Annotated in this window: 23 protein-coding genes; 17 read left to right on the top strand and 6 right to left on the bottom strand. The window is 41.6% G+C overall.

Annotated elements, in window-relative coordinates:
* Positions 1–103 precede the first annotated feature (103 nt).
* From BCU68_RS10575 to rplI, 8 genes are all read left to right on the top strand, one after another.
* Positions 104–1420, top strand: a complete 1317-nt coding sequence (locus tag BCU68_RS10575) for an adenylosuccinate synthase (RefSeq protein ID WP_102564721.1) — start codon at positions 104–106, stop codon at positions 1418–1420.
* 176 nt (positions 1421–1596) lie between these two features.
* Positions 1597–2235 (top strand): tetratricopeptide repeat protein, encoded by a 639-nt coding sequence (locus tag BCU68_RS10570; protein WP_102564720.1) that lies wholly within the window; start codon positions 1597–1599, stop codon positions 2233–2235.
* Between the two features lie 389 nt (positions 2236–2624).
* Positions 2625–5132 (top strand): ribonuclease R, encoded by a 2508-nt coding sequence (rnr, locus tag BCU68_RS10565; protein WP_102564719.1) that lies wholly within the window; start codon positions 2625–2627, stop codon positions 5130–5132.
* 64 nt (positions 5133–5196) lie between these two features.
* Positions 5197–5940 (top strand): 23S rRNA (guanosine(2251)-2'-O)-methyltransferase RlmB, encoded by a 744-nt coding sequence (rlmB, locus tag BCU68_RS10560; RefSeq protein WP_102564736.1) that lies wholly within the window; start codon positions 5197–5199, stop codon positions 5938–5940.
* A gap of 150 nt (positions 5941–6090) precedes the next feature.
* A complete protein-coding gene (gene rpsF, locus BCU68_RS10555) occupies positions 6091–6480 on the top strand; it encodes a 30S ribosomal protein S6 (protein ID WP_102564718.1) in 390 nt (129 codons plus the stop codon).
* Between the two features lie 7 nt (positions 6481–6487).
* Positions 6488–6790 carry a primosomal replication protein N gene (priB, locus tag BCU68_RS10550; RefSeq protein WP_102564717.1) on the top strand — a complete coding sequence of 101 codons (303 nt, stop codon included), beginning with the start codon at positions 6488–6490 and terminating at the stop codon, positions 6788–6790.
* A 16-nt stretch (positions 6791–6806) separates the two neighbouring features.
* Complete coding sequence (gene rpsR, locus BCU68_RS10545; protein WP_000090472.1) at positions 6807–7034, top strand: 30S ribosomal protein S18; 228 nt, start codon at positions 6807–6809, stop codon at positions 7032–7034.
* 39 nt (positions 7035–7073) lie between these two features.
* The gene (rplI, locus tag BCU68_RS10540) at positions 7074–7526 is read left to right on the top strand and encodes a 50S ribosomal protein L9 (RefSeq protein WP_102564716.1); all 453 of its coding nucleotides are present in this window, start codon (positions 7074–7076) and stop codon (positions 7524–7526) included.
* A 56-nt stretch (positions 7527–7582) separates the two neighbouring features.
* Here rplI and BCU68_RS10535 read toward each other — a convergent pair whose 3' ends face one another.
* Positions 7583–8347: a DUF481 domain-containing protein gene (locus BCU68_RS10535; protein WP_102564735.1), complete on the bottom strand. Its 765-nt coding sequence runs from the start codon at positions 8345–8347 to the stop codon at positions 7583–7585.
* Positions 8348–8598: 251 nt separating this feature from the next.
* On the opposite strand from BCU68_RS10535, the gene BCU68_RS10530 reads away from it, so the two are divergent.
* The 4 genes from BCU68_RS10530 (at position 8599) to pgi (ending at position 14351) form a co-directional block, all read left to right on the top strand.
* On the top strand, positions 8599–9996 hold the full coding sequence (locus BCU68_RS10530) for a replicative DNA helicase (RefSeq protein ID WP_241901351.1): 1398 nt from the start codon (positions 8599–8601) through the stop codon (positions 9994–9996).
* A gap of 23 nt (positions 9997–10019) precedes the next feature.
* Complete coding sequence (alr, locus tag BCU68_RS10525; RefSeq protein ID WP_198591721.1) at positions 10020–11114, top strand: alanine racemase; 1095 nt, start codon at positions 10020–10022, stop codon at positions 11112–11114.
* 100 nt (positions 11115–11214) lie between these two features.
* Entirely contained in the window at positions 11215–12384 is a 1170-nt protein-coding gene (locus BCU68_RS10520) for a BamA/TamA family outer membrane protein (protein WP_102564714.1), read from the top strand.
* A gap of 314 nt (positions 12385–12698) precedes the next feature.
* Positions 12699–14351, top strand: a complete 1653-nt coding sequence (gene pgi / locus BCU68_RS10515) for a glucose-6-phosphate isomerase (protein ID WP_102564713.1) — start codon at positions 12699–12701, stop codon at positions 14349–14351.
* 106 nt (positions 14352–14457) lie between these two features.
* Here the strand turns inward: pgi and BCU68_RS10510 are convergent, their stop codons facing one another.
* Positions 14458–14919 carry a chemotaxis protein CheX gene (locus tag BCU68_RS10510; protein ID WP_102564712.1) on the bottom strand — a complete coding sequence of 154 codons (462 nt, stop codon included), beginning with the start codon at positions 14917–14919 and terminating at the stop codon, positions 14458–14460.
* Between the two features lie 15 nt (positions 14920–14934).
* Positions 14935–15399, bottom strand: coding sequence for a zinc uptake transcriptional repressor Zur (gene zur, locus BCU68_RS10505; RefSeq protein WP_102564733.1), 465 nt, complete (start codon positions 15397–15399; stop codon positions 14935–14937).
* Positions 15400–15825: 426 nt separating this feature from the next.
* Here zur and BCU68_RS10500 point away from each other — a divergent pair, with 426 nt between their 5' ends.
* Both BCU68_RS10500 and BCU68_RS10495 read left to right on the top strand, forming a co-directional pair.
* Positions 15826–17379, top strand: coding sequence for a polysaccharide lyase 6 family protein (locus tag BCU68_RS10500; protein WP_102564711.1), 1554 nt, complete (start codon positions 15826–15828; stop codon positions 17377–17379).
* A gap of 384 nt (positions 17380–17763) precedes the next feature.
* Positions 17764–19245, top strand: a complete 1482-nt coding sequence (locus BCU68_RS10495) for a lytic polysaccharide monooxygenase (protein WP_241901353.1) — start codon at positions 17764–17766, stop codon at positions 19243–19245.
* A gap of 138 nt (positions 19246–19383) precedes the next feature.
* Here the strand turns inward: BCU68_RS10495 and kduD are convergent, their stop codons facing one another.
* Entirely contained in the window at positions 19384–20145 is a 762-nt protein-coding gene (gene kduD / locus BCU68_RS10490) for a 2-dehydro-3-deoxy-D-gluconate 5-dehydrogenase KduD (RefSeq protein ID WP_102564710.1), read from the bottom strand.
* A gap of 720 nt (positions 20146–20865) precedes the next feature.
* Positions 20866–21147: a pyocin activator PrtN family protein gene (locus tag BCU68_RS10485; protein ID WP_198591720.1), complete on the bottom strand. Its 282-nt coding sequence runs from the start codon at positions 21145–21147 to the stop codon at positions 20866–20868.
* Between the two features lie 199 nt (positions 21148–21346).
* Here BCU68_RS10485 and BCU68_RS10480 point away from each other — a divergent pair, with 199 nt between their 5' ends.
* The 3 genes from BCU68_RS10480 to BCU68_RS10470 all read left to right on the top strand — a co-directional run bounded on the left by BCU68_RS10480 (position 21347) and on the right by BCU68_RS10470 (position 25754).
* Positions 21347–23239, top strand: a complete 1893-nt coding sequence (locus BCU68_RS10480; protein WP_102564709.1) for an N-6 DNA methylase — start codon at positions 21347–21349, stop codon at positions 23237–23239.
* Between the two features lie 2 nt (positions 23240–23241).
* Positions 23242–24201, top strand: coding sequence for a restriction endonuclease subunit S (locus BCU68_RS10475; RefSeq protein ID WP_038198891.1), 960 nt, complete (start codon positions 23242–23244; stop codon positions 24199–24201).
* Between the two features lie 533 nt (positions 24202–24734).
* A complete protein-coding gene (locus BCU68_RS10470; protein WP_102564708.1) occupies positions 24735–25754 on the top strand; it encodes a hypothetical protein in 1020 nt (339 codons plus the stop codon).
* Here BCU68_RS10470 and BCU68_RS16955 read toward each other — a convergent pair.
* The coding region (locus BCU68_RS16955) for a hypothetical protein (protein ID WP_157935191.1) at positions 25755–25963 on the bottom strand (209 nt) is incomplete at its 5' end.

The following is a 25963-nucleotide window of genomic DNA, read 5'->3' as shown; positions in this document are numbered from 1 at the left end:
ATAATTTACGGTTCATTATTTTCCAGTAGTGCTTAAAAAATACCTGCAAAAACTCTCGTTCGGTGCTAGAATCCTTTTTTAACTATCAGGCAGAATTGGAAAGATGGGAAATAACGTAGTCGTTCTAGGCACCCAATGGGGTGACGAAGGAAAAGGTAAAATTGTTGACCTTTTAACTGAAGATGCAAAATATGTGGTTCGCTACCAAGGCGGTCACAATGCAGGTCATACACTAGTTATTGACGGTGAAAAGACTGTTCTTCACTTAATACCATCAGGTATTCTTCGCGATAATGTTGAGTGCATTATCGGCAATGGTGTCGTTCTGTCACCAGATGCTCTACTTAAAGAAATGAAACCTTTAGAAGAGCGCGGCATCCCAGTTCGCGAGCGTCTTTTCATTTCAGAAGCATGTCCACTGATCCTTCCATACCACATTGCTATCGACCAAGCGCGCGAAGTTGCTCGTGGTAAAAAAGCAATTGGTACAACAGGTCGTGGTATCGGTCCTGCTTACGAAGATAAAGTTGCTCGTCGCGGTCTACGCGTTGGTGACCTTTTCGATAAAGCAGCATTCGCTGAGAAACTAAAAGAAGTAATGGCATTCCATAACTTCCAACTAGAGCATTTCTACAAAGCAGAAACAGTAAGCTACGAAGAAGTTCTAGAGCAAGTAATGGGTTACGCAGACATGCTAACGTCAATGGTTGTTGACGTAACTGATCTTCTTGATGCAGCGCGTAAGCGTGGCGACAAGATCATGTTTGAAGGTGCTCAAGGTACTCTTCTTGACATCGACCACGGTACTTACCCATACGTAACGTCTTCTAACACTACTGCTGGTGGCGTTGCTGCTGGTTCTGGTTTTGGTCCACGTCACATCGGTTACATCTTAGGTATTACTAAAGCATACTGTACTCGTGTAGGTTCTGGTCCATTCCCGACTGAGCTATACGATGGTCTAGAAAAACAAGACCCAGTAGGTAAGCACCTAGGTGATGTTGGTCACGAATTCGGCGCAACAACTGGCCGTTTACGTCGTACTGGTTGGTTTGATGCTGTCGCTATGCGTCGTGCGGTTCAAATTAACTCTCTATCTGGTATGTGTCTAACTAAACTAGACGTTCTAGATGGCCTAGAAGAGCTAAAAATCTGTACTGGTTACAAGATGAAAGATGGCTCTATCCTAGAAGTTTCTCCAATGGCTGCTGAGTCATTTGAAGAAGCAACGCCAATCTACGAAACAATGCCTGGTTGGTCTGAAAATACTTTCGGTGCACAATCTATCGACGCGCTTCCACAAGCTGCTCTAGATTACATCAAGCGTATTGAAGATCTAACTGGCGTGCCAATTGATATCGTATCAACAGGCCCAGATCGTAACGAAACAATCATCAAGGTTCACCCATTTAGCGCATAAGCGTTGATGATGAACATTTGATAGATAAAAACCGGCTCTTAGTAGTCGGTTTTTTTGTGCGCATTAATTGATAATTCTCCTAAAGACTTCACTCTATTTGCCGATACGTTAAATAGCCTCGAAATACCAAATATCGCCCTATTTCGAATAAGCCTAGTTAAGCCAAGAGTATTGACATGAAGTTACCCACGATAGCGATCTCGTTATTATTGACATTCAAAGCGACCTTTAGCTACGCTGATATTATGGCGGATATTGGTGCGCCGGTAGCAATATATACGGAAGTTGAACTGATTAAGATGATTGAACAAAACCAGCACCTAAAGCAGGTGAGGGCGGATAATTGTCAATTGGTTGAAGATATCGTGGCGCGTGCAACTCGCATTAGTTTACCTTCTTATGAGTTTCTTTACGGTGATATGCTGGCGTGGGGCGTGTGTGTCGAGAAAGATGTTGAGCTGGGTTTATACTATATGGAAAATGCCGCTCATCAGGGTTTACCAACGGCACTTGAACAGCTTGGTCGTTACTATTCTCGTGGGACGTTAGTGCAGCAAGATAAAGAGCGTGCGATCCCTTATTTACGAGAAGCAGCCGCGATGGGTAACATCAAAGCGCAGATCCATTTAGCCGAATTACTGCTACGTGATTACGGTAGTCCACTCGATTATGAAGATGCCTATCGCTGGCTGTATAACTCGGTCACTTCCGATAAGCGTTTGCACAAGCGTATTGCCGTATTAAGGCAGGGGCTTGAGATGCGTATGCCGCAAAATATCATTGCCCGAGCTAAACGCCGACAAACCTTCTGGTAGTTAATGCTGGATTGGTCACACCGGTAGTATTAAGGTTCTTTGTTTTGAACAATATGGAGGCAACTCCACAGAACGCTCAAGACATCCCTGTTCGCTCAATAATGGGCATCCATGCCCATTGATGTCTGCTCCATCGCATCCATATTATTGTTCCGCGAAACCTATAGCACTTCCGTGAAGTCATATAGCTATTCAGTTAAGCCATATAACGGTTAGCTACTCGGTCTTTTGCAGCCATTAATCGACCAATTCCTACTGCCTTTTTTCAAATAGCTTACTTTGTAGGGCTGTTTTGTTTTATATTCCTTTATATTCGAAGCATATCTGTAGCTTATCTACGGACTCAGATATACTAGACTTATACCTCACTTGCTTAAGCAGGCCTGCCTATGTCAGATAATACACACGATAAAAATAGTAATGATCCTTTTGCTGCTCGCGAAGCACAAAACTACGAGAACCCTGTTCCTAGCCGAGAATTCATCTTAGAGTTTTTGACTGGCGCGAATGTGCCAATGAACCGTAACGACATCTTTGAAACGTTAGGTTTATCCGGTGAAGAACAATACGAAGGGCTGCGTCGTCGTTTACGTGCAATGGAGCGTGATGGGCAACTTGTCTTTACTCGTCGTCAATGTTACGCCCTGCCTGATAAATTAGAGATGATCAAAGGCTACGTGATTGGTCACAAAGATGGTTACGGTTGGGTAAGACCAGAAGGTAGCATCGGCAAAGATAACGATGTTGTACTGGCTCACCACCAAATGAAAACCTTGATCCATGGTGATCTCGTGTTAGTTCAACCTTCAGGTACCGATAAACGTGGTCGTAAAGAAGGGCGTTTAGTTCGTATTTTAGAAGCGCGTGAAACCAAATTAGTGGGTCGTTTCTTCATGGAATTTGGCTACTCTTATGTGGTTGCCGATGACTCGCGTATTAGCCAAGATATTCTGATCCCAGACGAGCACAAAGGCGGTGCGCGCATGGGGAATGTCGTGGTCATTGAGGTCACCGATCGCGGTTCGCGTTCACGAGGCATGACAGGTAAAGTTGTTGAAGTACTTGGTGAAAATATGGCACCAGGTATGGAAACTCAAATCGCTATCCGCAGCCATCAAATTCCGTGCGAATGGCCAAGTGAAGTGGATAAACAGATTGAAAACTTAGGCGAAGAAGTGCCTGAGGAAGCGAAACAAGGGCGCGTAGATCTACGTGATTTACCATTAGTGACTATCGATGGTGAAGATGCACGTGACTTTGATGATGCCGTTCACTGTCAAGCGTTGCCAGAAGGTGGTTGGCGTTTATGGGTGGCTATTGCCGACGTAAGTTACTATGTACGCCCAAAAACAGCCCTTGATAACGAAGCGATTAAACGTGGTAACTCGGTTTACTTCCCATCGCAAGTGGTTCCTATGCTGCCGGAAGTTTTATCAAATGGCTTGTGTTCATTGAACCCACAAGTTGATCGTCTGTGTATGGTGTGTGAAATGACCATCTCAGCGCACGGAAAGCTAGCGGGCTACAAGCATTACGAAGCGGTAATGAACTCTCATGCTCGCTTAACTTACAACAAAGTGCATGACATTTTAGAAGGTGATCAAGAGCTGCGTACACGTTATGAAGCGCAAGTACCGCATCTTGAAGAACTGCATAAAATGTACAAAGTGCTGAAGAAAACCCGTGACGCACGTGGTGCTATTGAGTTTGAAACCATAGAAACCAAGTTTATCTTCAATGCTGAGCGCAAGATTGACCGCATTGAGCCTGTGATCCGTAATGACGCGCACAAACTGATTGAAGAGTGCATGATCTTAGCGAATATCGCCTCTGCTTCACTGGTAGAAAAAGCCAAAGAAGCTGCGCTATACCGTATTCATGAAACGCCAAGTGAAGAGCGCTTAACGGGTTTCCGTTCGTTCTTAGGTGAGCTAGGCTTACCGCTAGGTGGTGGACTTGAGCCGTCGCCAACAGACTACGCTGACTTAATGAAAGTGGTCGCGCAGCGTGAAGATAAAGAGCTGATTCAAACGATGCTGCTACGCTCAATGAAGCAAGCGGTTTATAATCCTCATAATGCGGGTCACTTTGGCTTAGCTCTTGAGCGTTATGCACACTTTACCTCGCCAATTCGTCGTTACCCTGACTTGCTGCTACACCGTGCAATTAAGTATCTGATTGCTAAAGAGACTGGCAATGTTATCGACAACGGCAGTGCGACCGGTGGTCACCATTACTCATTTGAGGATATGGATTTCTACGGCGAGCAGTGTTCTATGACTGAGCGTCGTGCTGATGATGCAACGCGTGAAGTGAATGATTGGCTTAAATGTGAGTACATGCAAGATCACGTCGGCGACGAGCTTGATGGGGTTATTGCTAACGTAACTGGTTTTGGTTTCTTTGTACGCCTAACTGACTTACACATTGATGGTCTTGTGCATATTTCATCACTGGCGAATGACTACTACCAATTTGACCCTATCGGCCAGCGCCTAGTAGGTGAAAGCTTTGGTAATGTCTACCGTCTTGGTGATGTCGTTAAAGTGAAAGTATTAGCGGTTAATCTTGATGATCGTCAAATCGATTTTGAAATAAGCGGCACAAATCGTAAGAAACGTGGCGAAGGTAAAACCTCGAAAAAACGTGCGATTGAAGCGCAACTGAAAGCGAAGAATCGTAAGCGTTCATCATCAAAAGAGGGTAAGAAACCTGCAGGTCGCGCTGTTCCATTAGTGGAGCCAACTAAGCGTCCTGATGGCAGCAGTGAAGCGCCAAAAAATAAAGCTAAGCCAAAAGCTAAATCTGGCAAACCAAAAACGAAGGATAAAGCGAAACCGGCGGGCAAGAAAAAAGTTCGAGCAAAGAAAAAACCGGCAGCTGCTAAGAAACAATAATGCTTCGTCGCTAGCGATGACATTAAAGAACTCGAATAACCAGAGTAACCTGACAGGGTAAATGATGAGTAACGAATTTATTTACGGCATTCACGCGGTGAAGGCGGTATTAGAAAAAGATCCAATCCGTTTTATTGAAGCGTACGTGCTAAAAGGTCGTCAAGATGACCGCCTGATGCCACTACTGAATCAACTTCAGCAATACGGTGTATCTATCCAGCAGATGGGACGCAAGCCGTTAGATGAGAAAGCAAACGGTGCTAACCACCAAGGTATCATTGCACGTGTTAAGCCAGCGAAACAGCTTAATGAGCAAGACCTTGACGATATCCTAGCGACGCAAGAGCAACCATTGCTGTTGGTGCTTGATGGCGTAACGGATCCGCATAACCTAGGTGCTTGCCTGCGTAATGCTGATGCGGCAGGTGTCGCTGCGGTTATCGTACCAAAAGATCGCGCATCACCATTAACGGCGATCGTAAGTAAAGTCGCGTGTGGTGCTGCTGAAACCGTACCACTCGTGCGCGTAACAAACTTGGCGCGTACCATGCGTGCATTGCAAGAAAAAGGCGTATGGTTTGTTGGTACTGCGGGTGAAGCGACTCACGACATCTACCAAGCGAAACTGGATGGTCCATTAGCGATTGTGATGGGTGCTGAAGGTGACGGTATGCGTCGTTTAACGCGTGAAACGTGTGATGATCTAATCAAGATTCCAATGGCAGGTTCAGTGTCTAGCTTGAACGTGTCTGTGGCCTCTGGTATCTGCTTATTTGAAGCAGTAAGACAACGTCTCGCTAAAGCGTAATCTGATTCATTTTGATTTTTATCTTGCGCTTTTCGACGGTTTTCTATACTATCTGCCGTCCGTAATTCTCGGTCATTTATCTTTAGTTCCTTGCTTCCTCTGGACGACCGGGCCACTCGTGGAAGCTAATAATCCGTAAGGAGCAACCTAATGCGTCATTACGAAATCGTATTCATGGTTCACCCTGATCAAAGCGAGCAAGTTGCTGGCATGATCGAACGTTACACTGGTTCTATCACAGAAGCTGGTGGTACTATCCACCGTCTAGAAGACTGGGGCCGCCGTCAAATGGCTTACCCAATCAACAAGCTTCACAAAGCTCACTACGTTCTTATGAACGTTGAAGCTGGTCAAGAAGTGATGGATGAACTAGAAACTGCTTTCCGTTTTAACGATGCAGTTCTACGTAACATGATCATGCGCACTAAAGGCGCTGTGACTGAGCAATCTATCATGCTTAAGCAACGCGAAGAACGTGCAGAACGCGCTCCTCGTCGTGAAGAGCGTACAGAAGCTAAGCCAGAAGCTGCAGCTGAGTAATTAATTGATGACCAATCGAATGGAGCTTGATGGCACTGTCATTAAAGATCCAATTCGAAGCCTCAGTCCTGCAGGTGTTGCCCATTGCCGTTTTTGGCTTGAGCATCGCTCTACAGTTCTGGAAGCGAACTATCCGAGGCAAGTTTATTGCCGTATGCCGGTTATAGTGAGCGGGCAAGGTCTGAATGACGTTACCAAACAACTCGTTTTAGGCAGTAATGTTAAGGTAAGTGGCTTTGTCGCTTATCAGACCGGCCGTAATGGTGTGGGAAAATTAGTGTTACATGCTGAAAATATAATAAATATTTAAGATCAGGAGATAGCCCATGGCTCGTTTCTTCCGTCGTCGTAAATTCTGCCGTTTCACTGCAGAAGGCGTACAAGAGATTGACTACAAAGACGTAGCAACTCTTAAAAACTACATCACTGAAGCTGGTAAAATCGTACCTAGCCGTATTACTGGTACTAGCGCTAAATATCAGCGTCAACTAGCTCGCGCTATCAAGCGTTCTCGTTACCTAGCACTTCTTCCGTACACTGATAAGCATCAGTAAGCGTTAGAGTTTAATTTAAGTTAATAGAGGACTAAGATAATGCAAGTTATTCTACTTGATAAGATCGGTAACCTAGGTAGCCTTGGCGACCAAGTAAACGTTAAATCTGGCTACGCTCGTAACTTCCTTATCCCACAGGGTAAAGCGGTTATGGCTACTAAAGCTAACGTTGAAATGTTCGAAACTCGTCGCGCTGAACTAGAAGCTAAAGTTGCTGAGCAACTAGCTGCTTCTGAAGCACGTGCTGAGTCTGTAAACGCTCTTGAAGCAGTTGTTATTGCTTCTAAAGCGGGTGACGAAGGTAAACTATTCGGTTCTATCGGCACACGTGACATCGCTGACGCTATTACAGCGGCTGGCGTTGCAGTTGCTAAGAGCGAAGTTCGCCTTCCTGAAGGTGCACTACGTAACGTAGGCGACTTCGAAGTAAGCATCCAACTTCACTCTGAAGTTTTTGCTACTGCGAAAGTACAAGTTGTTGCTGCTGAATAATATTCAGTTTCAAAAATGACTTTAAACACCAGCTTAGGCTGGTGTTTTTTTTTGCCTTAAAAAACAAACAACAAGTTTACTGATACCATACTGTCAGACTGACTTAAGCCATCGGGTACTTTATCGTGATGTTGACGATTGTAAGCCAGCTTAAGCGCAATCGACTCAGTAATATCATTAATCATACTCAAATCGTAATCCATTCTGCGGTTACTCTGCCCCGAAACCACCGTGATATCTGCCGATAGCTTTAAGCTTGGTAGTGCTTGCCATACGGTATTTACATTGCCACGATAGATCGCTTCTTTAACGATTTCAGGGAAGATAATATCATCGTCATCTATTTCCTCTAAATTAGGTTCTTGATAACGAAAACCTGGGCCCAATTCGAACTCTAAAATAAAGGTATCGGTATTGGAAAACTGATAACCCAATCCACCCGAGAATGTGTGATCTTTAAAGTAAGCCGTATAGCGAGAATCGACGCCTTTATAACTGCCGTAAAGATAGGTTTTAGGGCCTAACTTATAGTCACTTTGTGTATCATAAGTCGATTGTCTTTTATCTTCTTCACCATCTTTGTATAGATTGTAAAATCGCCACTCAGCGCTAGAACGGTAACGCCCTGACGTATAACCGCCAGCGATACGTGCATTGATCGCGCGCGAGTCACTGTTACCAGTATAAGCAAGGTAGCCAAATTCAATCTCAGATGAGAAAGGGGAGGGAAGAGTAATGCTCGGTGCCGTATCTTCAGGTTCGGCTTCGCTAAGGATGACACTATTAATGTCAACCTCTTGAGATGCCGTGGGTAATGTCATTATCTTCTCAATATCTTGAGCAAAAGCAGTCGGTGCCATCACTACGCCGAAACTGAGAAGCAAATATTTTGACACAATGACCTCGCTGTAGATAATTTTTATGGGTGCGTATTTTATGAGCATTTATGGGTTTATTCGTCAGTAAACGGTAAATTATTGCGAAGTTAAAAACAAACTGTCGCTAACTTGATTACAATTTCTCGCTATCCGTTATAATAAACGGTCATTATCAAATATTGAGTATAACCATCGTGGATTCTAGAAACCGTAAACCTGCTGATCATCAAGTTGACGCCATTAAAGTTCCTCCGCATTCATTAGAAGCTGAACAGTCAGTGATTGGTGGACTACTGTTAGACAATGAGCGTTGGGATACCGTTGCAGAACGTGTATTGAGCAAAGACTTCTATAGCCGCCCTCATCGCTTAATCTTTGATGCAGCTAAGACCATTCTAGAAGCAAGTAAACCGCTTGATTTAATCACTCTATCTGAGTACTTAGAGCAGCGAGAGCAACTTGAAGATGTGGGTGGTTTTGCTTATTTAACCGATCTGGCTAAGAATACCCCAAGTGCAGCGAATATCAATGCCTATGCTGAGATTGTCAGCGAGCGCGCACTGGTACGTAGCCTGATTGGTGTTGCCAACGAAATTGCTGATGCAGGTTATGATCCACAAGGTCGTAACTCTGAAGACCTGCTTGATTTAGCGGAAAGTAAAGTTTTTGCTATTGCTGAAGCGCGTACCAATGAAAACGAAGGTCCGCAAAACGTTGATAGCATTTTAGAAAAAACTTTAGAGCGTATCGAGAAGCTATACCAAAGCCCGCAAAATGGGGTAACGGGTGTCGATACCGGTTTTGATTTACTCAATAAGAAAACGGCTGGCTTACAAGGATCGGATTTGATCATTGTCGCTGCGCGTCCTGCGATGGGTAAAACCACCTTTGCGATGAACCTTTGTGAAAATGCCGCAATGGAGCAAGAAAAGCCCGTACTCATCTTTTCACTAGAGATGCCAGCTGAACAGCTAATGATGCGTATGTTGGCGTCCCTGTCTCGTGTTGACCAAACCAAAATCCGTACCGGTCAATTAGATGATGAAGACTGGGCTCGCATCTCATCATCGATGGGTATCTTGATGAACAAGAAAAACATGTACATCGATGATAGTTCAGGTCTAACACCAACCGAAATCCGTTCTCGTGCTCGTCGTGTTGCGCGTGATAGTGGCGGTTTATCTATGATCATGATCGATTACCTGCAATTAATGCGTGTCCCGTCATTATCGGATAACCGTACATTAGAAATTGCCGAAATCTCACGTTCATTAAAAGCGCTGGCTAAAGAGTTAAACGTACCGGTTGTGGCACTATCTCAGCTTAACCGTTCCCTAGAGCAGCGTGCCGATAAACGCCCAGTTAACTCAGACTTGCGTGAATCGGGTTCTATCGAGCAAGATGCCGACTTAATCATGTTTATCTACCGTGATGAAGTTTATAACCCAGATAGCCAATACAAAGGCACCGCAGAAATTATCCTTGGTAAGCAGCGTAACGGCCCTATCGGTTCAGTGCGTTTGGTCTTCCAAGGTCAACACTCTCGCTTTGATAACTACGCAGGTCCTGCGTTCGACTTAGACGATGAGTAATCTTTAACATGAGTTCTGTTACGATGAATCATATGAAAGCGGCTCAAGCTTATATCGACCTTTCTGCACTCAAGCACAACCTGGCTTTAATTCGCCAGCAAGCACCGCAAAGTAAGGTACTTGCCGTGGTGAAGGCGAATGGTTATGGGCATGGTTTATTGCCGGTTGCTCAGCATGCTCAAGGGGCGGATGCCTTTGGTGTGGCGCGTATTGAAGAGGCGTTGCAACTGCGAGCGGGTGGGATTGTTAAACCGATCCTATTACTGGAAGGGTTTTACTCTTTCAATGATTTACCTGTGTTAGTCGCCAATAACATCCAAACCGTGGTTCATTGTGAAGAACAACTGGCCGCACTTGAGCAAGCGCAGTTGGAGTCGCCTGTTGTCGTGTGGCTAAAAGTCGACAGCGGCATGCATCGTTTAGGTATTGACCCTGAAGATTATGATGACTTTGTTGCTCGTTTAGAAGCGTGTGATAATGTCGTGAAACCGCTGCGCTTTATGAGTCATTTTGGCAGTGCTGATGAACTTGAAAGTAGCACGACAACGAAGCAGATTGAACGCTTTTTAACGCTGACCGATGGCTGTAAAGGCGAACGTTCTCTGGCGGCATCGGCTGGATTACTCGAGTGGCAACCAAGTCAACTCGATTGGGTTCGTCCGGGCATCATTATGTATGGTGTTTCTCCTTTTGCTCAGCGTACGGGCAAGGCGATGGGCTATAAACCAGTAATGACCTTAAAGTCGCACCTGATTGCCATTCGTCATGTTAAAGCGGGTGAGAGCATTGGTTATGGCGGTATCTGGACTGCTCAGCAAGATACGAAAGTAGGAGTTATTGCGATAGGTTATGGTGATGGCTACCCACGTACTGCACCCAATGGCACGCCAGTCATGGTCAATGGACGTAAAGTGGTGATTGCTGGGCGCGTATCGATGGATATGTTAACCGTTGATTTAGGACCGGATGCTACGGACAGTGTGGGCGATCCTGCTACTTTGTGGGGCGCTGATCTTCCTGCTGAAGAAGTGGCTGAACACATCGGCACGATTGCTTATGAGTTAGTGACTAAGCTGACATCTCGCGTTGCTATGTCTTATCAAGCCTGTTCAGAGTGATGATATGAGTACTCGTCTATTGCGTTTATCCAGCAAGCTTGTCTCTAGAGAATCGATATTGCAGCCGATAGGCAGGGCATTAGTGTGTGCCAGTCTTCTTATGACGAGTCATGTGAGTCACGCTGATGGTTGGCCAGCATGGATACCCGATAGCGCTGTGGTCCCCTTTGCTTTTTCAACCGATAGTCTTGGCACGACCATTGGTATTGCTGGTGTTATTAAAGGGGTAGGGCAAGAGCATGCTGCATTATTTGGCGCGGGCTTATACTCGGCGAAAGGCAGTCACATGGGCTACTTATCCGCCAATAACTACCAATTAGGCGATAACTGGTTATGGGGCGTTGAAGCCTATCAAGCCAAGTTTGTTGAATTTGATTACTACCTTGGTGAGCAGGCAGGCAACAGCAGTGATGGTACTTTTACCCTTGCTGATGGCGATGAAGCGCAATATCGCATGTCTTTTCGCTATATTTTACCTTGGGGCGCTGCGAAAGAGTCCGGTTCGCTGGCGGCATTGATTCCTCGCCGTCAATTGCAAGGTAGCACGCCATTTTCTAGTGGTGTCTCCAGTATTGAGCTGCAACCTTTCTATACTTCTCGAGTGCTTAAAAATAGCGATGCTAATCAAAGCCATGAAAGTACCGGTATTGCGTTAAAGCTTGATTGGGATAATCGTGATGATATGCGCAACCCCACTCAAGGCAGTCGTACTCGACTCGATTTTACCTATGCCAATGAAAGCTGGGGTAATGAAACGGATTGGGCGAAGGTAGAGTTTCAAACCAGTCAATATTGGGATCTGGGTCCGCTCGGTGATCTCTTTGATAAGCAGGTGCTTGCCTTTAACTTCTATACCGCTGATACGCCCACTTGGAATCACTGTTCGAGTGGTCAGCAATGCCAGCGACCTCCCGAGCAAGATGCGGTAAGGCTGGGCGGTATTTATCGTCTGCGCAGTTTTTCGGGAGGACGCTTTCATGGTCGCTCCGCCATTGCCTATTCGGGTGAATATCGAGTGCTACCTGACTGGCAACCTTTAGATGATATGCCGGTGATTGGCAATTATGATATTCCATGGTGGCAGTGGGTGGTATTTGCTGATGTTGGTCGTGTGGCTGATGAATACAACTTATCCACCTTACATAACGACATGCAGTGGAGTGCCGGTGGCGCGGTACGCTTCCAGGTTGAAGGCATTGTCGTTCGTGCAGAAATAGCACGAGGTGATGAAGGTAATCTATTTCGAATCATGATCAATCAACCCTTTTAGCGCGTAAATATGGCGACCTGTAATAAAAACACAGCCTTAGTTTATGCAATAGAATATGTTGTTTAGTTTCATCAGTTAAAAATATAAATGTGCGCTACATTCAGCTTCCATTAACGTGATGTACCTCAAAGTGAGAGCAGGGCGTCTGAGTCATAATTGAGACTGAAAAAAAATTACAAGATTATCGTCAATTTTATTTAGTGTTGCTCTTGTTTTGAGTGACCAGGTTTATACTTTTTATATTAATCGGGGATTCTAAGGATAAAGGACTCTATCCATTTAGAATTAAACCAACTGTATATCGGGATACTATCATGTTGAAAAATATCAACCCAACACAAACGGCAGCGTGGAAAGCGCTAACAGAACATTTTGAATCAGCTCAAGATATGGATCTTAAAGCGTTATTTGCTCAAGATAGCCAACGTTTTGATAAGTTCTCAACCACTCTTGGTTCAGATATTTTAGTCGATTACTCAAAAAACCTTATCGATCAAGAGACACTAACTCACCTGTTAAGCCTTGCTGAGCAAACGGAAGTTAAGTCAGCGATTGAAGCGATGTTCAGCGGTGAAGCGATCAATAAAACAGAAGGTCGTGCTGTGCTTCATACGGCTCTACGTAATCGTAGCGATAAGCCTGTGATGGTTGATGGTGAAGATGTGATGCCAGCGGTAAATGCTGTGCTAGCAAAAATGGAACTGTTTACTCACCGCATCGTATCGGGTGAGTGGAAAGGTTACACAGGTAAGGCAATCACTGACGTTGTTAACATCGGTATCGGTGGCTCTGACCTTGGTCCTTACATGGTCGCTGAAGCGTTAGCACCATATAAAACCCACCTAAACATGCACTTTGTTTCTAACGTCGATGGTACGCATATCGTTGAAACATTGAAGAAAGTGGACCCTGAAACCACGCTATTCTTAATTGCTTCTAAGACTTTTACTACGCAAGAAACCATGACTAACGCGCACAGTGCTCGCGATTGGTTCTTGGCGACAGCTGGTGATGACGCGCACGTGGCTAAACACTTCGCAGCGCTATCAACCAATGCTAAATCCGTCTCTGAGTTTGGTATTGATACTGATAACATGTTTGAATTCTGGGATTGGGTTGGCGGTCGTTACTCACTATGGTCGGCGATCGGTCTGTCTATCTCGCTAGCGGTTGGCTTTGATAACTTTGCTGAGTTACTTGAAGGTGCGCATGAGGTGGATAACCATTTCTCAACCACTGAATTTGAGAATAACGTGCCAGTTTTACTTGCGCTTATCGGTCTATGGTACAACAACTTCCACGGCGCTGAGTCAGAAGCTATCTTGCCATACGATCAATACATGCACCGTTTCCCTGCTTACTTCCAGCAAGGCAACATGGAATCGAATGGTAAGTACACTGACCGTAACGGTAACCCAGTTGACTACCAAACGGGTCCTATCATTTGGGGCGAACCAGGTACTAATGGTCAGCACGCATTCTACCAGTTGATCCACCAAGGGACTAAGATGGTGCCATGTGACTTTATCGCACCAGCACTAAGCCACAACCCTGCTAGCGATCACCATCAAAAACTGATGTCGAACTTCTTTGCTCAAACAGAAGCTCTGGCTTTTGGTAAAACACAAGAGACAGTGGAAGCGGAATTTATTGCAGCCGGTAAGACAGCGGAAGAAGTGAAAGATTTAGTCGCGTTTAAAGTGTTTGAAGGTAACCGCCCAACCAACTCAATTTTGGTTAAGCAAATCACGCCAAAAACACTGGGTAACTTGATTGCAATGTACGAGCACAAAATCTTCGTACAAGGTGTTATCTTAAACATCTTTAGTTTCGATCAGTGGGGCGTAGAGCTTGGTAAGCAACTGGCAAACCAAATTCTTCCAGAGCTGGCTGATGATGCGAAAATCGATTCTCACGATGCATCAACGAATGGTCTAATCAATGCATTTAAAGCGTTTAAAGCGTAACTTTCTACGTTTAACTTAATCTTTAAAGCATAAAAAAAGAGCTGGCAGATGCCGGCTCTTTTTATGTCTATCAATTATATTTTTTCTATCAATCATCGATGGGCGATTATTCGAAAGAGATTTCGATGAAAGCGTTGCCCCACAAAGAGACGAAAGGCATGATAATAATTGCCCCTTCACATTTATGACGAATCGTATGACCGCGACCTGATACTACGACGGGTGTAGCCATATCAAAGTCAAAACCTTGATCAGCTAAGATGCGTTTTGCGCCACCGGTTACCATGTTAGTGATTTCACCAACCATATCGGTAACTTCTTCATCCAGTCCATTTGGTTGCTCGCCAAGCATTTTTTCCATGATTTTTAAAGCCAATTTCTCATCGAAGGTGATCGACATCGAGCCACGAGAATCCGTGCCTATCATACCGATCAATCCAGATACATCTCCGCGAGCAATTTCGTCTTTCTTAATACGAGGCTTTTGAGGTTTTAATTCTAATTCTGCCATCGTCTTGATTACATTAAGAAGAGAGGCAAGAAAAGGGTTTACAAATTCGGCGCGCATAACGTTTTATCTCTACTACTTTTCTTTCTGGGTACAAGCGTGACAAGTACCGTGTGATTCAATGACATGGTTCATTATCTGAAAGCCGTGCTCTTGTGCATTGGTGGCTAATAATGAAATTAATGCTTCATTTTGTAGCTCGGTCACATCACCACATTGATCGCAGACTAATAACTGAGAGAAGTGCTGATGAGCATTGCATGAACAACATGAAATAAAGCTATTGGTTGATTCAACTCGATGAATGAACCCTTGTGCGAGGAGAAACTCAAGCGCTCGATACACCGTCGGAGGCTTAGCTTGAGGCTCACTTTGTTTCAGTTGTTCGAGTAAATCATAAGCGCTTGATGATTTGCTATTTGCGCTGATGAGTTCGAATACACGCTTGCGTTGTGGTGTTAATCGTACCCCACGGTTTGCGCATATTTTTTCGATCTGTTGTATTTGTGTCACTACCGTATTGTTCAAACTATTCACCATCATTATCGAACTTTTTATAATAAACTATTTCTTAGTCAAAATTATAGATAAAGCCATAAAATTGTCGTGTGAGTAGTTATTTAAGGTCATGGTTTTTATTATGAGTGCGTATAGTAACACACTGCTTATTTTAACAGTTTGATCTTGATTGACGATATTTTTTTTATTACAAAAATAAGACATTGTCTGGTTCTGAATAAATATTGGCTTTGGTTGCTGTTATGTGTCGATATTGTAATTGGTTATTAACCGTCATTTCTCAAGCCTATCGGTTTGGCTTTATTATTCACTCGGTGTATTACTGTTTGTCTTAAGTGATTGTTTGAACTTGTTTTTATTTGCTTTTCTGGGTTATTGATAAACCTCACATTAATTAGGTGGTAATAGTATTAAAATAATACTTAATACTATTATAGGAATGAAGAAATGAGTAACTTTAAGCGTACTGTTGTTGCCTTATCAATGGTGGGACTTTTTGCAGGCTTTAATGCGGTCGCAAATGATGTAGTACAAACCAGTGTAATTAATACTGCAACAGCAGAAGTAAACAGCAAGGTATCGATTCTTTCTGAATCACTACTACCTGCTGATGCACAAGCTTTTAAAAAGCAGCTCCAAGAACTCAAGGATGGTGAAACTTTAGTTGTCCCTGCTGGTAAGTATGCCGATATGGGCGTATTTGAAATCAAAGCAAATAACGTGACAATTAAAGCTGAAAAACCAGGTACGGTTTGGTTTACCGGTCTTGTACAAGTACGAGTAATGGGTAGCAACAACACGATCGATGGTGTTGTTTTCACTGAAGGCGGTCCTGCTGAGCGTATGGGTGGCGTGATCCTTAAAGGTGCGCATAACACACTACAAAACTCTACTTTCTACTTCTTCAATGATGGCTATGAGTACCTACCAGATGAGCGTCGCTCTGAATACCCTAAATATTTATGGGTTGGTATGTACGGTAAGCACAACGCATTGCTAAACAACACTTTTGAAGGTAAGCATAAACGCGGTACTTTGATTGGTGTACAAAAAGAGCAAGGTGACACGACTGCCGATCATCACGTAATTAAAGGTAACCTTTTCTACAATCAAAAACACAACCAAAACGGTGAGTTTGATATTGCAGAAGCGAAGCGTTACAACTCAAACAGCTGGGAAGCGATTCGTTTAGGTGACTCTAAGAGCTCTATCTACAACTCAAGTTCATTAGTTGAAGGTAACTTATTCCTACAAACGGATGGTGAGACTGAGCTAATTTCACTTAAGTCGGGCGATAACGTGGTACGTGGCAACACTATTATTGATTCTGCATCGATGATTTCTATGCGTCACGGTAAAAACAACACGGTTGAAGATAACGTTATTATCGGCAACGGCAAGCGCATGAGTGGCGGTATTCGTTTCTACGATGAAGGTCACACGATCCGTAATAACTACATTGAACGCGTAATGGGCACCAGCGATGTTCGTGGCGGTCTAGTGGTTAATACGGGTATTACTGATGTGATGAAGGGCGAGCAGCTAGATCAATCAGTAAAAGGTAAAGAACTGAATAAGCAAGCAACGGTAAACAACGTATTAGTTGAGAATAATACCGTTATTGACTCTGCACAGAATATTCTTTACTCAGACAAAATGCACCGCGTTAGCCTATACGATAGCGCAAGTGTAAGCACGGTTTACGCTGGTCACAACCTGACTTTCCGTAACAACATCTCTTACGCACAAGCACCGAAAACATTCGCACTTAGAGGCGATGACTCTGTTGCTCCTCTAGTGAATCCAACGTTTGAAAACAACGTTTACTTTGGCGAAGTAACGGGTACAACGCTACCTGAAGCGGGTGTTGAAGTGAAAGATCCTAAGTTCAAGCGTGCTGAAAACGGCCTATTAGAAGCAACGGCTGTTGAAGGCGGAGCAAAAGGTCTAACGGTTCTAACGATGCAAGATGTTGGTGCTGACTACCGTATCCAAAAATAATTAATTCAAACGCATTGATAGTGCGGTCGAGTTAAACAGCATAAGGGCTGACGCGTTAATTCGTGTCAGCCTTTTTTTGTAGACGACACTCATGGGACATTCTGTAAAAGTGTGATCTTGACCCAAATAAATAAAATACCATTCTATTTAATCAATATCCTGATTGTTTTCTGACTAAGTTGTTTTATATTGCAGCCGCGTTTTTATGGTATGAAATTCAAGCTCAGCTCACGAGCATATTTGAGTTTCTTACTAGATAAATTCAGCCTATAAAAATAATGAATACAAAATAAGAAACACCCAATAAAAACGATAAAGTTAGTCAATAAAGGAAGTCACACAGTGAAGAAACCAGTATTAAAAGTATCAGCATTATTTGCTGCTATGTATATCATCGCACCAACATCGGCTATGGCACACGGATGGGTTGAATTCCCAGAAGCGCGTCAATCTATCTGTTATGAGCAAGGCGGTTTTTGGACGGGTAACCTACCGAATGCAGCATGTGCCGCAGCATTTGAAGAGTCGGGTGCTTACCAATTTGTTCAGCGTAATGAGGTGGCAATTAACATCAAAGCCCCTGATTACTTAGATATGGATAAAGTGAAGGCTGCGATCCCAGACGGTACACTATGTTATGCCAACGATTCACAAAAAAGCGGTCTAGGCATTGCTCATACAGAGTGGACAAGAACCGAAATCGCACCGGGCACTTTTGAATTTGTTTTCAATGCAACAGCGCCACATAACCCATCATACTGGGAGTTTTACCTAACAAAACCAGGTGTGGATGCAGGCAAATCACTTAACTGGGATGATTTTGACCTAATTGAAGAGTACGGTGATGTGCCAGTTGGTGCGGATAGAAAGTACCGTATGAACATTACGATTCCTGCTGACCGTTCAGGCGATGCTGTGCTTTATACGCGCTGGCAGCGTGATGATACCGTTGGTGAAGGCTTCTATAACTGTAGTGATATTACCATCACGGGTGATGCGGTTGATCCTATCGATCCAGAAGGTCCATACCTACACCAAGGCGACTTGTTTGTACCAAGTGATGTGACTTTAGCGACGCCAGAAATTGGTGAAGCGGTTAAGTACGATGTCTTTAATCAACACGGTCAACTGCACACTTCATTTAGCCTAACGATCACAGAAGATAACCACAATGATTGGGATCGTCTACTAGCTTCACAGGTATCGGGCTACTATGAAACGAACCATGGCGGCAATGTCTTCATTGGTGCTTGGCATGAAGCGATGGATCACTACATGTACTTCCGTAATGATCTCACGGCGAACTACTTTAACTCGAAAAGTGAGCTAGCTTCTGGTGAGTTTAGTATCGTACCTCAAGATGAAAATTCAGATCTAGCAGCCATCATTACGCCACAAACCTTGCAAGAGATGGAAGTGGCAAGTGTGGCTTACGGCGCTTCAGTGGTACTTCACCCAAATCAATCAGAGGGTGATTTTGATGACGTTGAATGGGTTCAAGTGAGTGGTGATTTCGTTGAGACAGAGCAAGGTCTTTACAATGAATTACTGGTTAAAACGGATCGCTTAGCGGCTGATATTGATCATGAACTTACTTTTAAGCTAACGATTTCAAACTCTGAAGGCACAGATAGCAGCCTATACAGTTTTGACGTTCTAGCGACGGAAGGTGAGAACCCGGGCGAAAATCCTGGTGAGAATCCTGGTGAGAATCCAGGCGAAAACCCAGGTGGTTCAACTTGGAGTGCAAGTGATGTTTACAACCAAGGCGATGTTGTGACACACGGCGATAGAACATGGACAGCTCAGTGGTGGACACAAGGTGAAGAACCTGGCACAACGGGCCAATGGGGTGTGTGGCACTAATTTTAGCGCGTTTATTACGATTGCTATGATGTAAGTGAGTGACTTATCTCAATCAATAAACCGCCTTGGTTAGCGTTAGCCAAGGCGGTTTTTTATGCGCGGATAAATGTTTGCTAGTCTTAGTTGGTTGCTATCGATTTATCTTGCTAACCAGCCGCCATCGACAGCAATGGTATAGCCATTTACATACGCTGCAGCATCAGAGGCTAAGAATACACAAGGACCGGCGATATCTTCCGGTGTGCCCCAGCGCTCTGCAGGAATACGTTCAAGGATCGCTGCATTACGGTTTTCATCAGCACGTAAAGCTTCGGTATTATTGGTTGCCATATAGCCAGGAGCAATCGCATTGACGTTGATGTTATGACGTGCCCATTCGTTCGCCATAGCACGAGTGACTCCCATAATGGCACTCTTTGATGCAGTGTAAGACGGCACTCGAATACCCCCCTGGAACGATAGCATTGAAGCAATATTAATGATCTTACCGCCTTTTCCTTGCGCGATGAATTGCTTCGCTACCGCTTGAGATAAGAAGAAGACGGTTTTTGAGTTAATGTTCATCACATCATCCCAATCTTGCTCGGTAAAGTCGATCGCATCTTGACGGCGAATGATGCCAGCGTTGTTGACCAGTATGTCCACCTTGCCAAATTCAGCGATGGTTTGCTCTATGATATTGTCGATGCCATCTTGTTGAATTAAATCACAGCGCACATCTAAAAAGGCATAGCCACTGTCTTGCATTTTTTGCATGGTTTCCGTTGGCGCCGAGCGATTTACGCCAACAATCTTACAGCCAGCTTGAGCTAAACCAAGTGCGATGGCTTGACCTAATCCTGTATTGCATCCTGTAACAATCGCAACCTTACCATCGAGATTAAATGCTTCTAATACCATCTTACTATCCTTTGTCATTATTGATTATTTGTCATGGTTTAGCGAAAAAGTTTAGCGAAAAACCCGAGTCTTAAAGTATGACAAATAAGCCCGACCTTTCAACAGGTAAACCGTCAGAATGCGGGGTAGGTAATAGTTATCGTATTTGGGGTAACAATGGGCTTGAAAGCGCTTTGGTGGTAAGAGAAATCATCATCAAACGCTTTCCTTTTGAAAATCCCTGCCTCTCTGTGTATCATTGCCTGCTTTTTCTTCACTCTCTTAATCGCTTTATATTAAAATACACTAAAGCAAAACAGAGCAAAATTTCCTGAAGTTCAAAATGGATTTGAATGGTTAAAATGTAGGTAAAACAATGACAAAAACCAATAATACAAGTGAATTCCATTCAAGTCGCCTTTCCGTAGCCCCGATGCTCGATTGGACTGACTTAACTGAAAAATACTAGATATTTCAAGGGTTTATCTAGGGGGTTATTGTGTCTGGGGGTCAATGTGGGGGTTAAAAAGAATTTTTTTAAAAATAATTTTATTTTAAGTTATTGTTTTTGCACGTTTTTATTTATTCTTGCATATTGTGACATATTTTACCATCGCTTCTACAAATTTTAACCAATATCGGTTCAATAGATTCTTTGAGGTCATCTGGGGTCAACCCGTTTTTCAAGTAAAAAAAAAGCTGAACCTGCCGAAGCAGGAACAACTTTCCTTGCCAGAATTATCATCCAATTTGAAAGCTTTTCCATAAGCTTTTCTCCTCTTCAATTCTTCTGTCGATAAATTCGACTAAATCGCTCAATGCTACAACGTAAGGAGACTTTTGCGTATCACCGACCCTGAAGCAAGGAAAAGGCAAAGAATGCGTTTTAGCCCTGTTTAAAGCGGTTCTACGTGCAAGATTCAAATACGGTTCAGCAAGTTCTTCAACTGGGATTAAAGCCCTGTAGTTAAACTGCTGAAGTAGAATCATGTGAGTTAGCGTTGGTTCATCACTTTTTTTCATTTTAATTGCCCCTTTGTAGTTGGGGCGCAAGCTCTTTCGAGCAATGCAAAATTCCGTTCTTGCACAAAAGAGATAATACTAAACGGCTGCTCTATTGACAATAAATCTATCTATTTTGGTCTCATAACCGACTCAAATTAACATTTATGGTTTTCAGTATATTAACGTATAATCAGGCATTTAATTTTAACAATTACATATGGCTGGGTTACTTGTGGCGAATGAAAGAATTACCGAAAACTTTGTGAGAGAGAAGCTAAGAGAGAGTAATTACTTTCAAGCTGACAATGGCATAGTTATAGAAGAACAAAAATCTCAAATTAAACGAGTTCAAAACCTTTTAAAAACGGCAAGTAAAGCTAAGACAGGTAAAGGTGGTTATCCTGAGTTCATCATAACTTGGGAATCTGATCCTAACTTTTTGATAGTAGTTGAATGTAAAGCAGATACGAAATTTCACGAAAGTCCAGATCTAGACAAAGCCAAAGATTACGCTGTCGATGGTGTTTTACATTATGCAAAGCATTTATCTAAAGATTACACCGTGTTAGCTCTTGCGGTAAGTGGAACATCAGAAGATTACACTAAAATCTCTAATTATCTGATCCCTTGTGGAACGAAAGAGCATAAAGTTCTAACTAACGAAGATGGTTTAGAAGTTAAAGATATTCTTTCTTTTGAAGATTATTACCGTCTAGCGTCATTTGATCCATTAGTTGAAAGAAAGAGACATAGTGATTTATTAGCTTTTGCTAAAGACTTACATGAACTCATTTGGACTGCTGCAAAGGTATCAGAAGAAGATAAACCTCTTTTAGTTAGTGGGACGTTAATCGCTTTAATGAACCAACCATTTCTTAACTCTTTTAAGTTCTATAATGCTGAAGATATGCCTAGAAAATGGCTAGAAGCAATCAAGGATGAACTTGATAGGGCTGATATACCACAAGCTAAAAAAGATACAATGCTTCAACCTTATGCGGGTGTTGCTGGACAACCAAATTTAGGTAAGCCTGACGCAAAAATGTCTAAAAAATACCCCAAAGGTGTTTTGTTCGAAGTCATAAAAGAGATTAATGATAATGTATGGCCGTTTATCAGTGTTTACCATAACTTTGACGTTGTAGGTCATTTCTATGGCGAATTTTTAAAATATACCGCTGGTGATAAAAAGGCATTAGGCATTGTTTTAACCCCTCGACATATTACAGAGCTATTTTGTGATATTGCTAATATAACGAAGAAAGATACAGTTATTGATATCTGTGCAGGAACAGGTGGTTTCTTGATTTCAGCTATGCACAAAATGCTGAAAACTGCCATGACGGAAGAAGAAAGGTTAGACATTAAGAAAAATCGTTTAATCGGTATAGAGAACAGCCCTAAAATGTTTGCTCTAGCGGCAAGTAACATGATCTTACGGGGTGATGGTAAAGCCAACCTTCATCAAAGTAGTTGCTTTGAACCAACTTTAAAGACTGCAATTATAAACCCAGATCCTGCTCGTGGTGTAAAAAGACCTAATATTGGTTTATTAAACCCTCCATATGCACAATCGAAAAGTGATGCAGAGTTACATGAACTCTATTTTGTTAAAGAAATGCTAGATCTTCTTGAGAAAGGTGGTTTGGGCATTGCAATTATTCCCGTTAGCTGTGTGATTAGCCCTAATAAAGCCAAGAGCGAAATTTTAGAAAAACATACACTAAAAGCCGTTATGTCTATGTCTAGCGAGCTGTTTTATCCAGTAGGGACGGTTACTTGTATCGTTGTATTTGAAGCGCATAAACCACATGCAGAAACAAACAAAAAAACTTGGTTTGGCTATTGGCGTGATGATGGTTATATCAAAACAAAACATATGGGACGTATTGATTTAAATCATCAATGGCAAGATATTAAATCTCGTTGGTTAGAAGCATATAACAATAATGAGGTTCATGCTGGTGAGTCTGTTACTGCTTATGTTGATGCTGATAGTGAATGGATTGCCGAAGCATATATGGAGACTGATTACTCTACCTTGAAGAAAAGTGACTTTGAGGAAGTTGTTAAAAGTTATGCCATATTCAAACTAATGAGTAAGGTTTGATTATGGTTGATCTACAAGATATTTTCGATATTTATTATGGAAACAGTCTAGATTTAAATAAACTTGATAAGTCAGACTCTGGTGTAAATTTTGTTTCAAGAACAGCAAAAAACAATGGTGTATCAGCGATAGTTTCCGAAATAAGTGGAATGAAAAAAATACCAAAAGGGACTATTACAGTTTCTCTTGGTGGTTCTGTATTAGAAGCGTTTTTACAACCAGAAGATTATTACACGGGGTATCATATATTTTGTCTAGAGGTTAAAAAAACTATAAATCTAAGCGATGCCGAAAAGCTATATTATTGTTCTTGTATAAGGGCTAATAAGTATAGATATAGTTATGGTAGGCAAGCAAATAGGACTTTAAGAGCTTTAAAAGTACCGCATTTTAAGGACTTTCCTGATTGGGTTAATAAAGTAGACTTGTCAGTTTTTGATTATGCAGAAAATCCTAAATTTACTGGTTCAGTCAAAAGCTTATATGAAGATAAGTATTGGGAAACCTATACTTTGGGTCAACTTTTCGAACTAAAGAAAGGGAAGCGGTTAACAAAAGCAAATATGACTAAAGGTGATACGCCATTCATAGGTTCAACTGATAGTAATAATGGTTTAACTAATACCGTAGGGCAAGAATCTATTCATAAAGGGAATGTGATCGCTGTTAATTATAACGGTTCAGTAGGTGAAGCATTTTATCAACCTATTGATTTTTGGGCTTCTGATGATGTCAATGTGCTTTATCCTAGAGATGAATATTTTGCTAAATTTAACCAATTCATAGCTTTGTTTATTATTCCAATAATTAGACAAAATAAATTTAAATTTAGTTATGGTAGAAAATGGCATATGGATAGAATGAAAGAAACTAAGATTTCATTACCTACAAAAAATGGTAAGCTAGATTTAGATTATATGGAGAAGTATATCTCTTCTTTACCTTACAGCTCGAATATTTAAATGGTATTTCAAGACGATTTATATATAAGCCTATCTAATTAGATAGGCTTTTCATTTAATTGGCTAAAATGGATTTTAAACCCTCACTCGCAAGCTCATTCGAAAAATCAGACAAATTTTTATGCTTTGGCCTGAGGCCGATAAAAAGAATAAATAAACTTATCTTCACTATGATCTTATATATATTCTTTCTTAAATATCTTAATTAGTTTTAATTGTGATCTTATTAGGGTGGCAAGTAGCTAGGTGATTGGGTGGTAACTAGTTAAGTTTATAGGTGGTGAATGGTTAAGTTTTTGGGTGGTGACTGGTTAGGCTTGACTAATTAGAAATAAATGGTCTACTGAAATCAAGACGAAAAAAAAGCCACTTAGCAGGTGGCTGTCTTTAACTAAACTTCTCATTCCAAAGAGATATAAATATTAATAGCATAAAATTACCTTTAGTAAAGTGTGTTTTATGAAAATATTATAATAATCCCTTAATTTTAGAGGTTTAACTAACAACAAAAATTAAAATAAAGGATTATTACAATGGAAAACAACAAAATATTTTTAAGGCTACCCAACACAATCATGAGCACTAAACACAACCTACATAGAGAATTATTTAACTTTAACACAAGCATGGAACAAAAAGTTTTTATGGCTGTGTTAGCTTATGCAAGTGCTATTTTTGTCAAAAATAAAATGAAGGGAATACAACATTTTTCAACAGTTGGATTTCTTGCAGATAATAGATTTTTACCTGCTTCTTTAGTTTATTCAAAACTTGAAGAAATAATAAATAACATGAATAATCCATTCTTTGATACGTTGTCAATCAAAGATAAAAAAGTATCTTTTGAGTTTTCAAAACGCTACAAAAGAGAAGTAATCAAAAAAGGATTTCAACAAATAAATTTAATGAGTTTAAAGTCTTGTATTACTTTAAGAGCTACACAAATAGCTATAATGACAATGATGAAACCAAACGCTTATTTAAACTTAAATTACTTGCTTGATGTTTTAAATATAAATAAAAACCTAAAGCGAACAGGTCGAATTAGAGAGATTAAAAATGTGTTTAAATCACTTGAAATTCTGGGTTTAATAAGTGAGTGGGAATATAAACACCCTGCAACAAAAAGTGCTGAAGTTTTACCAAATCATTATAAGTTTCATTACAAAAACACACCTGTAAAGTCTAATGAAGAGTCAAAAGAGTTTATTGTTGAAGACCCACTAACAAAAGATGGTAATTACAACAATTTAAACTTACTCAAGGATTACAAAGAACAAACTGTTGAAGAAAATCTTAAAGAAAAAGAGAGATACAACGAACACATAAAAAATCTCAAAAAAATTGGTGTAGAAGATAAACAATTTATGATTAATGGATTAGATAGAGAACCGATTTCACCAATGGGACACACTGATTATTTAAATTATGTAGAAGAACCAAGGTCAGAAAAAGTGATAAACCCATCAAAATCTAACTTACCAAAATTTAAAAAATTAAGTTCTGACGATGAGTTAACTAACGAATTAAAAGATTTAAAGCTAGATGTTTAATTAATTTTCATCATCATCACGTTTAACAACTTTTCCGTTTGCGTCAATCTTATACTTAGATTTTTTCTTATAAGAATCATCTATTTTGTTAGAAGATTCTTTTAATTTTTGTTTTGTTTTTTCTTTTGATTTATCAAGCTTTGGTTTATATTCAAAGCTTTCTTTTAATGACATTCCTGATTTTAAATTTTTTTCTATATCTATAACAT

The organism is Vibrio sp. 10N.286.49.B3 (assembly GCF_002873395.1).
Lineage (GTDB): Bacteria > Pseudomonadota > Gammaproteobacteria > Enterobacterales > Vibrionaceae > Vibrio.
This window is presented reverse-complemented; position numbering and strand designations above follow the sequence as displayed.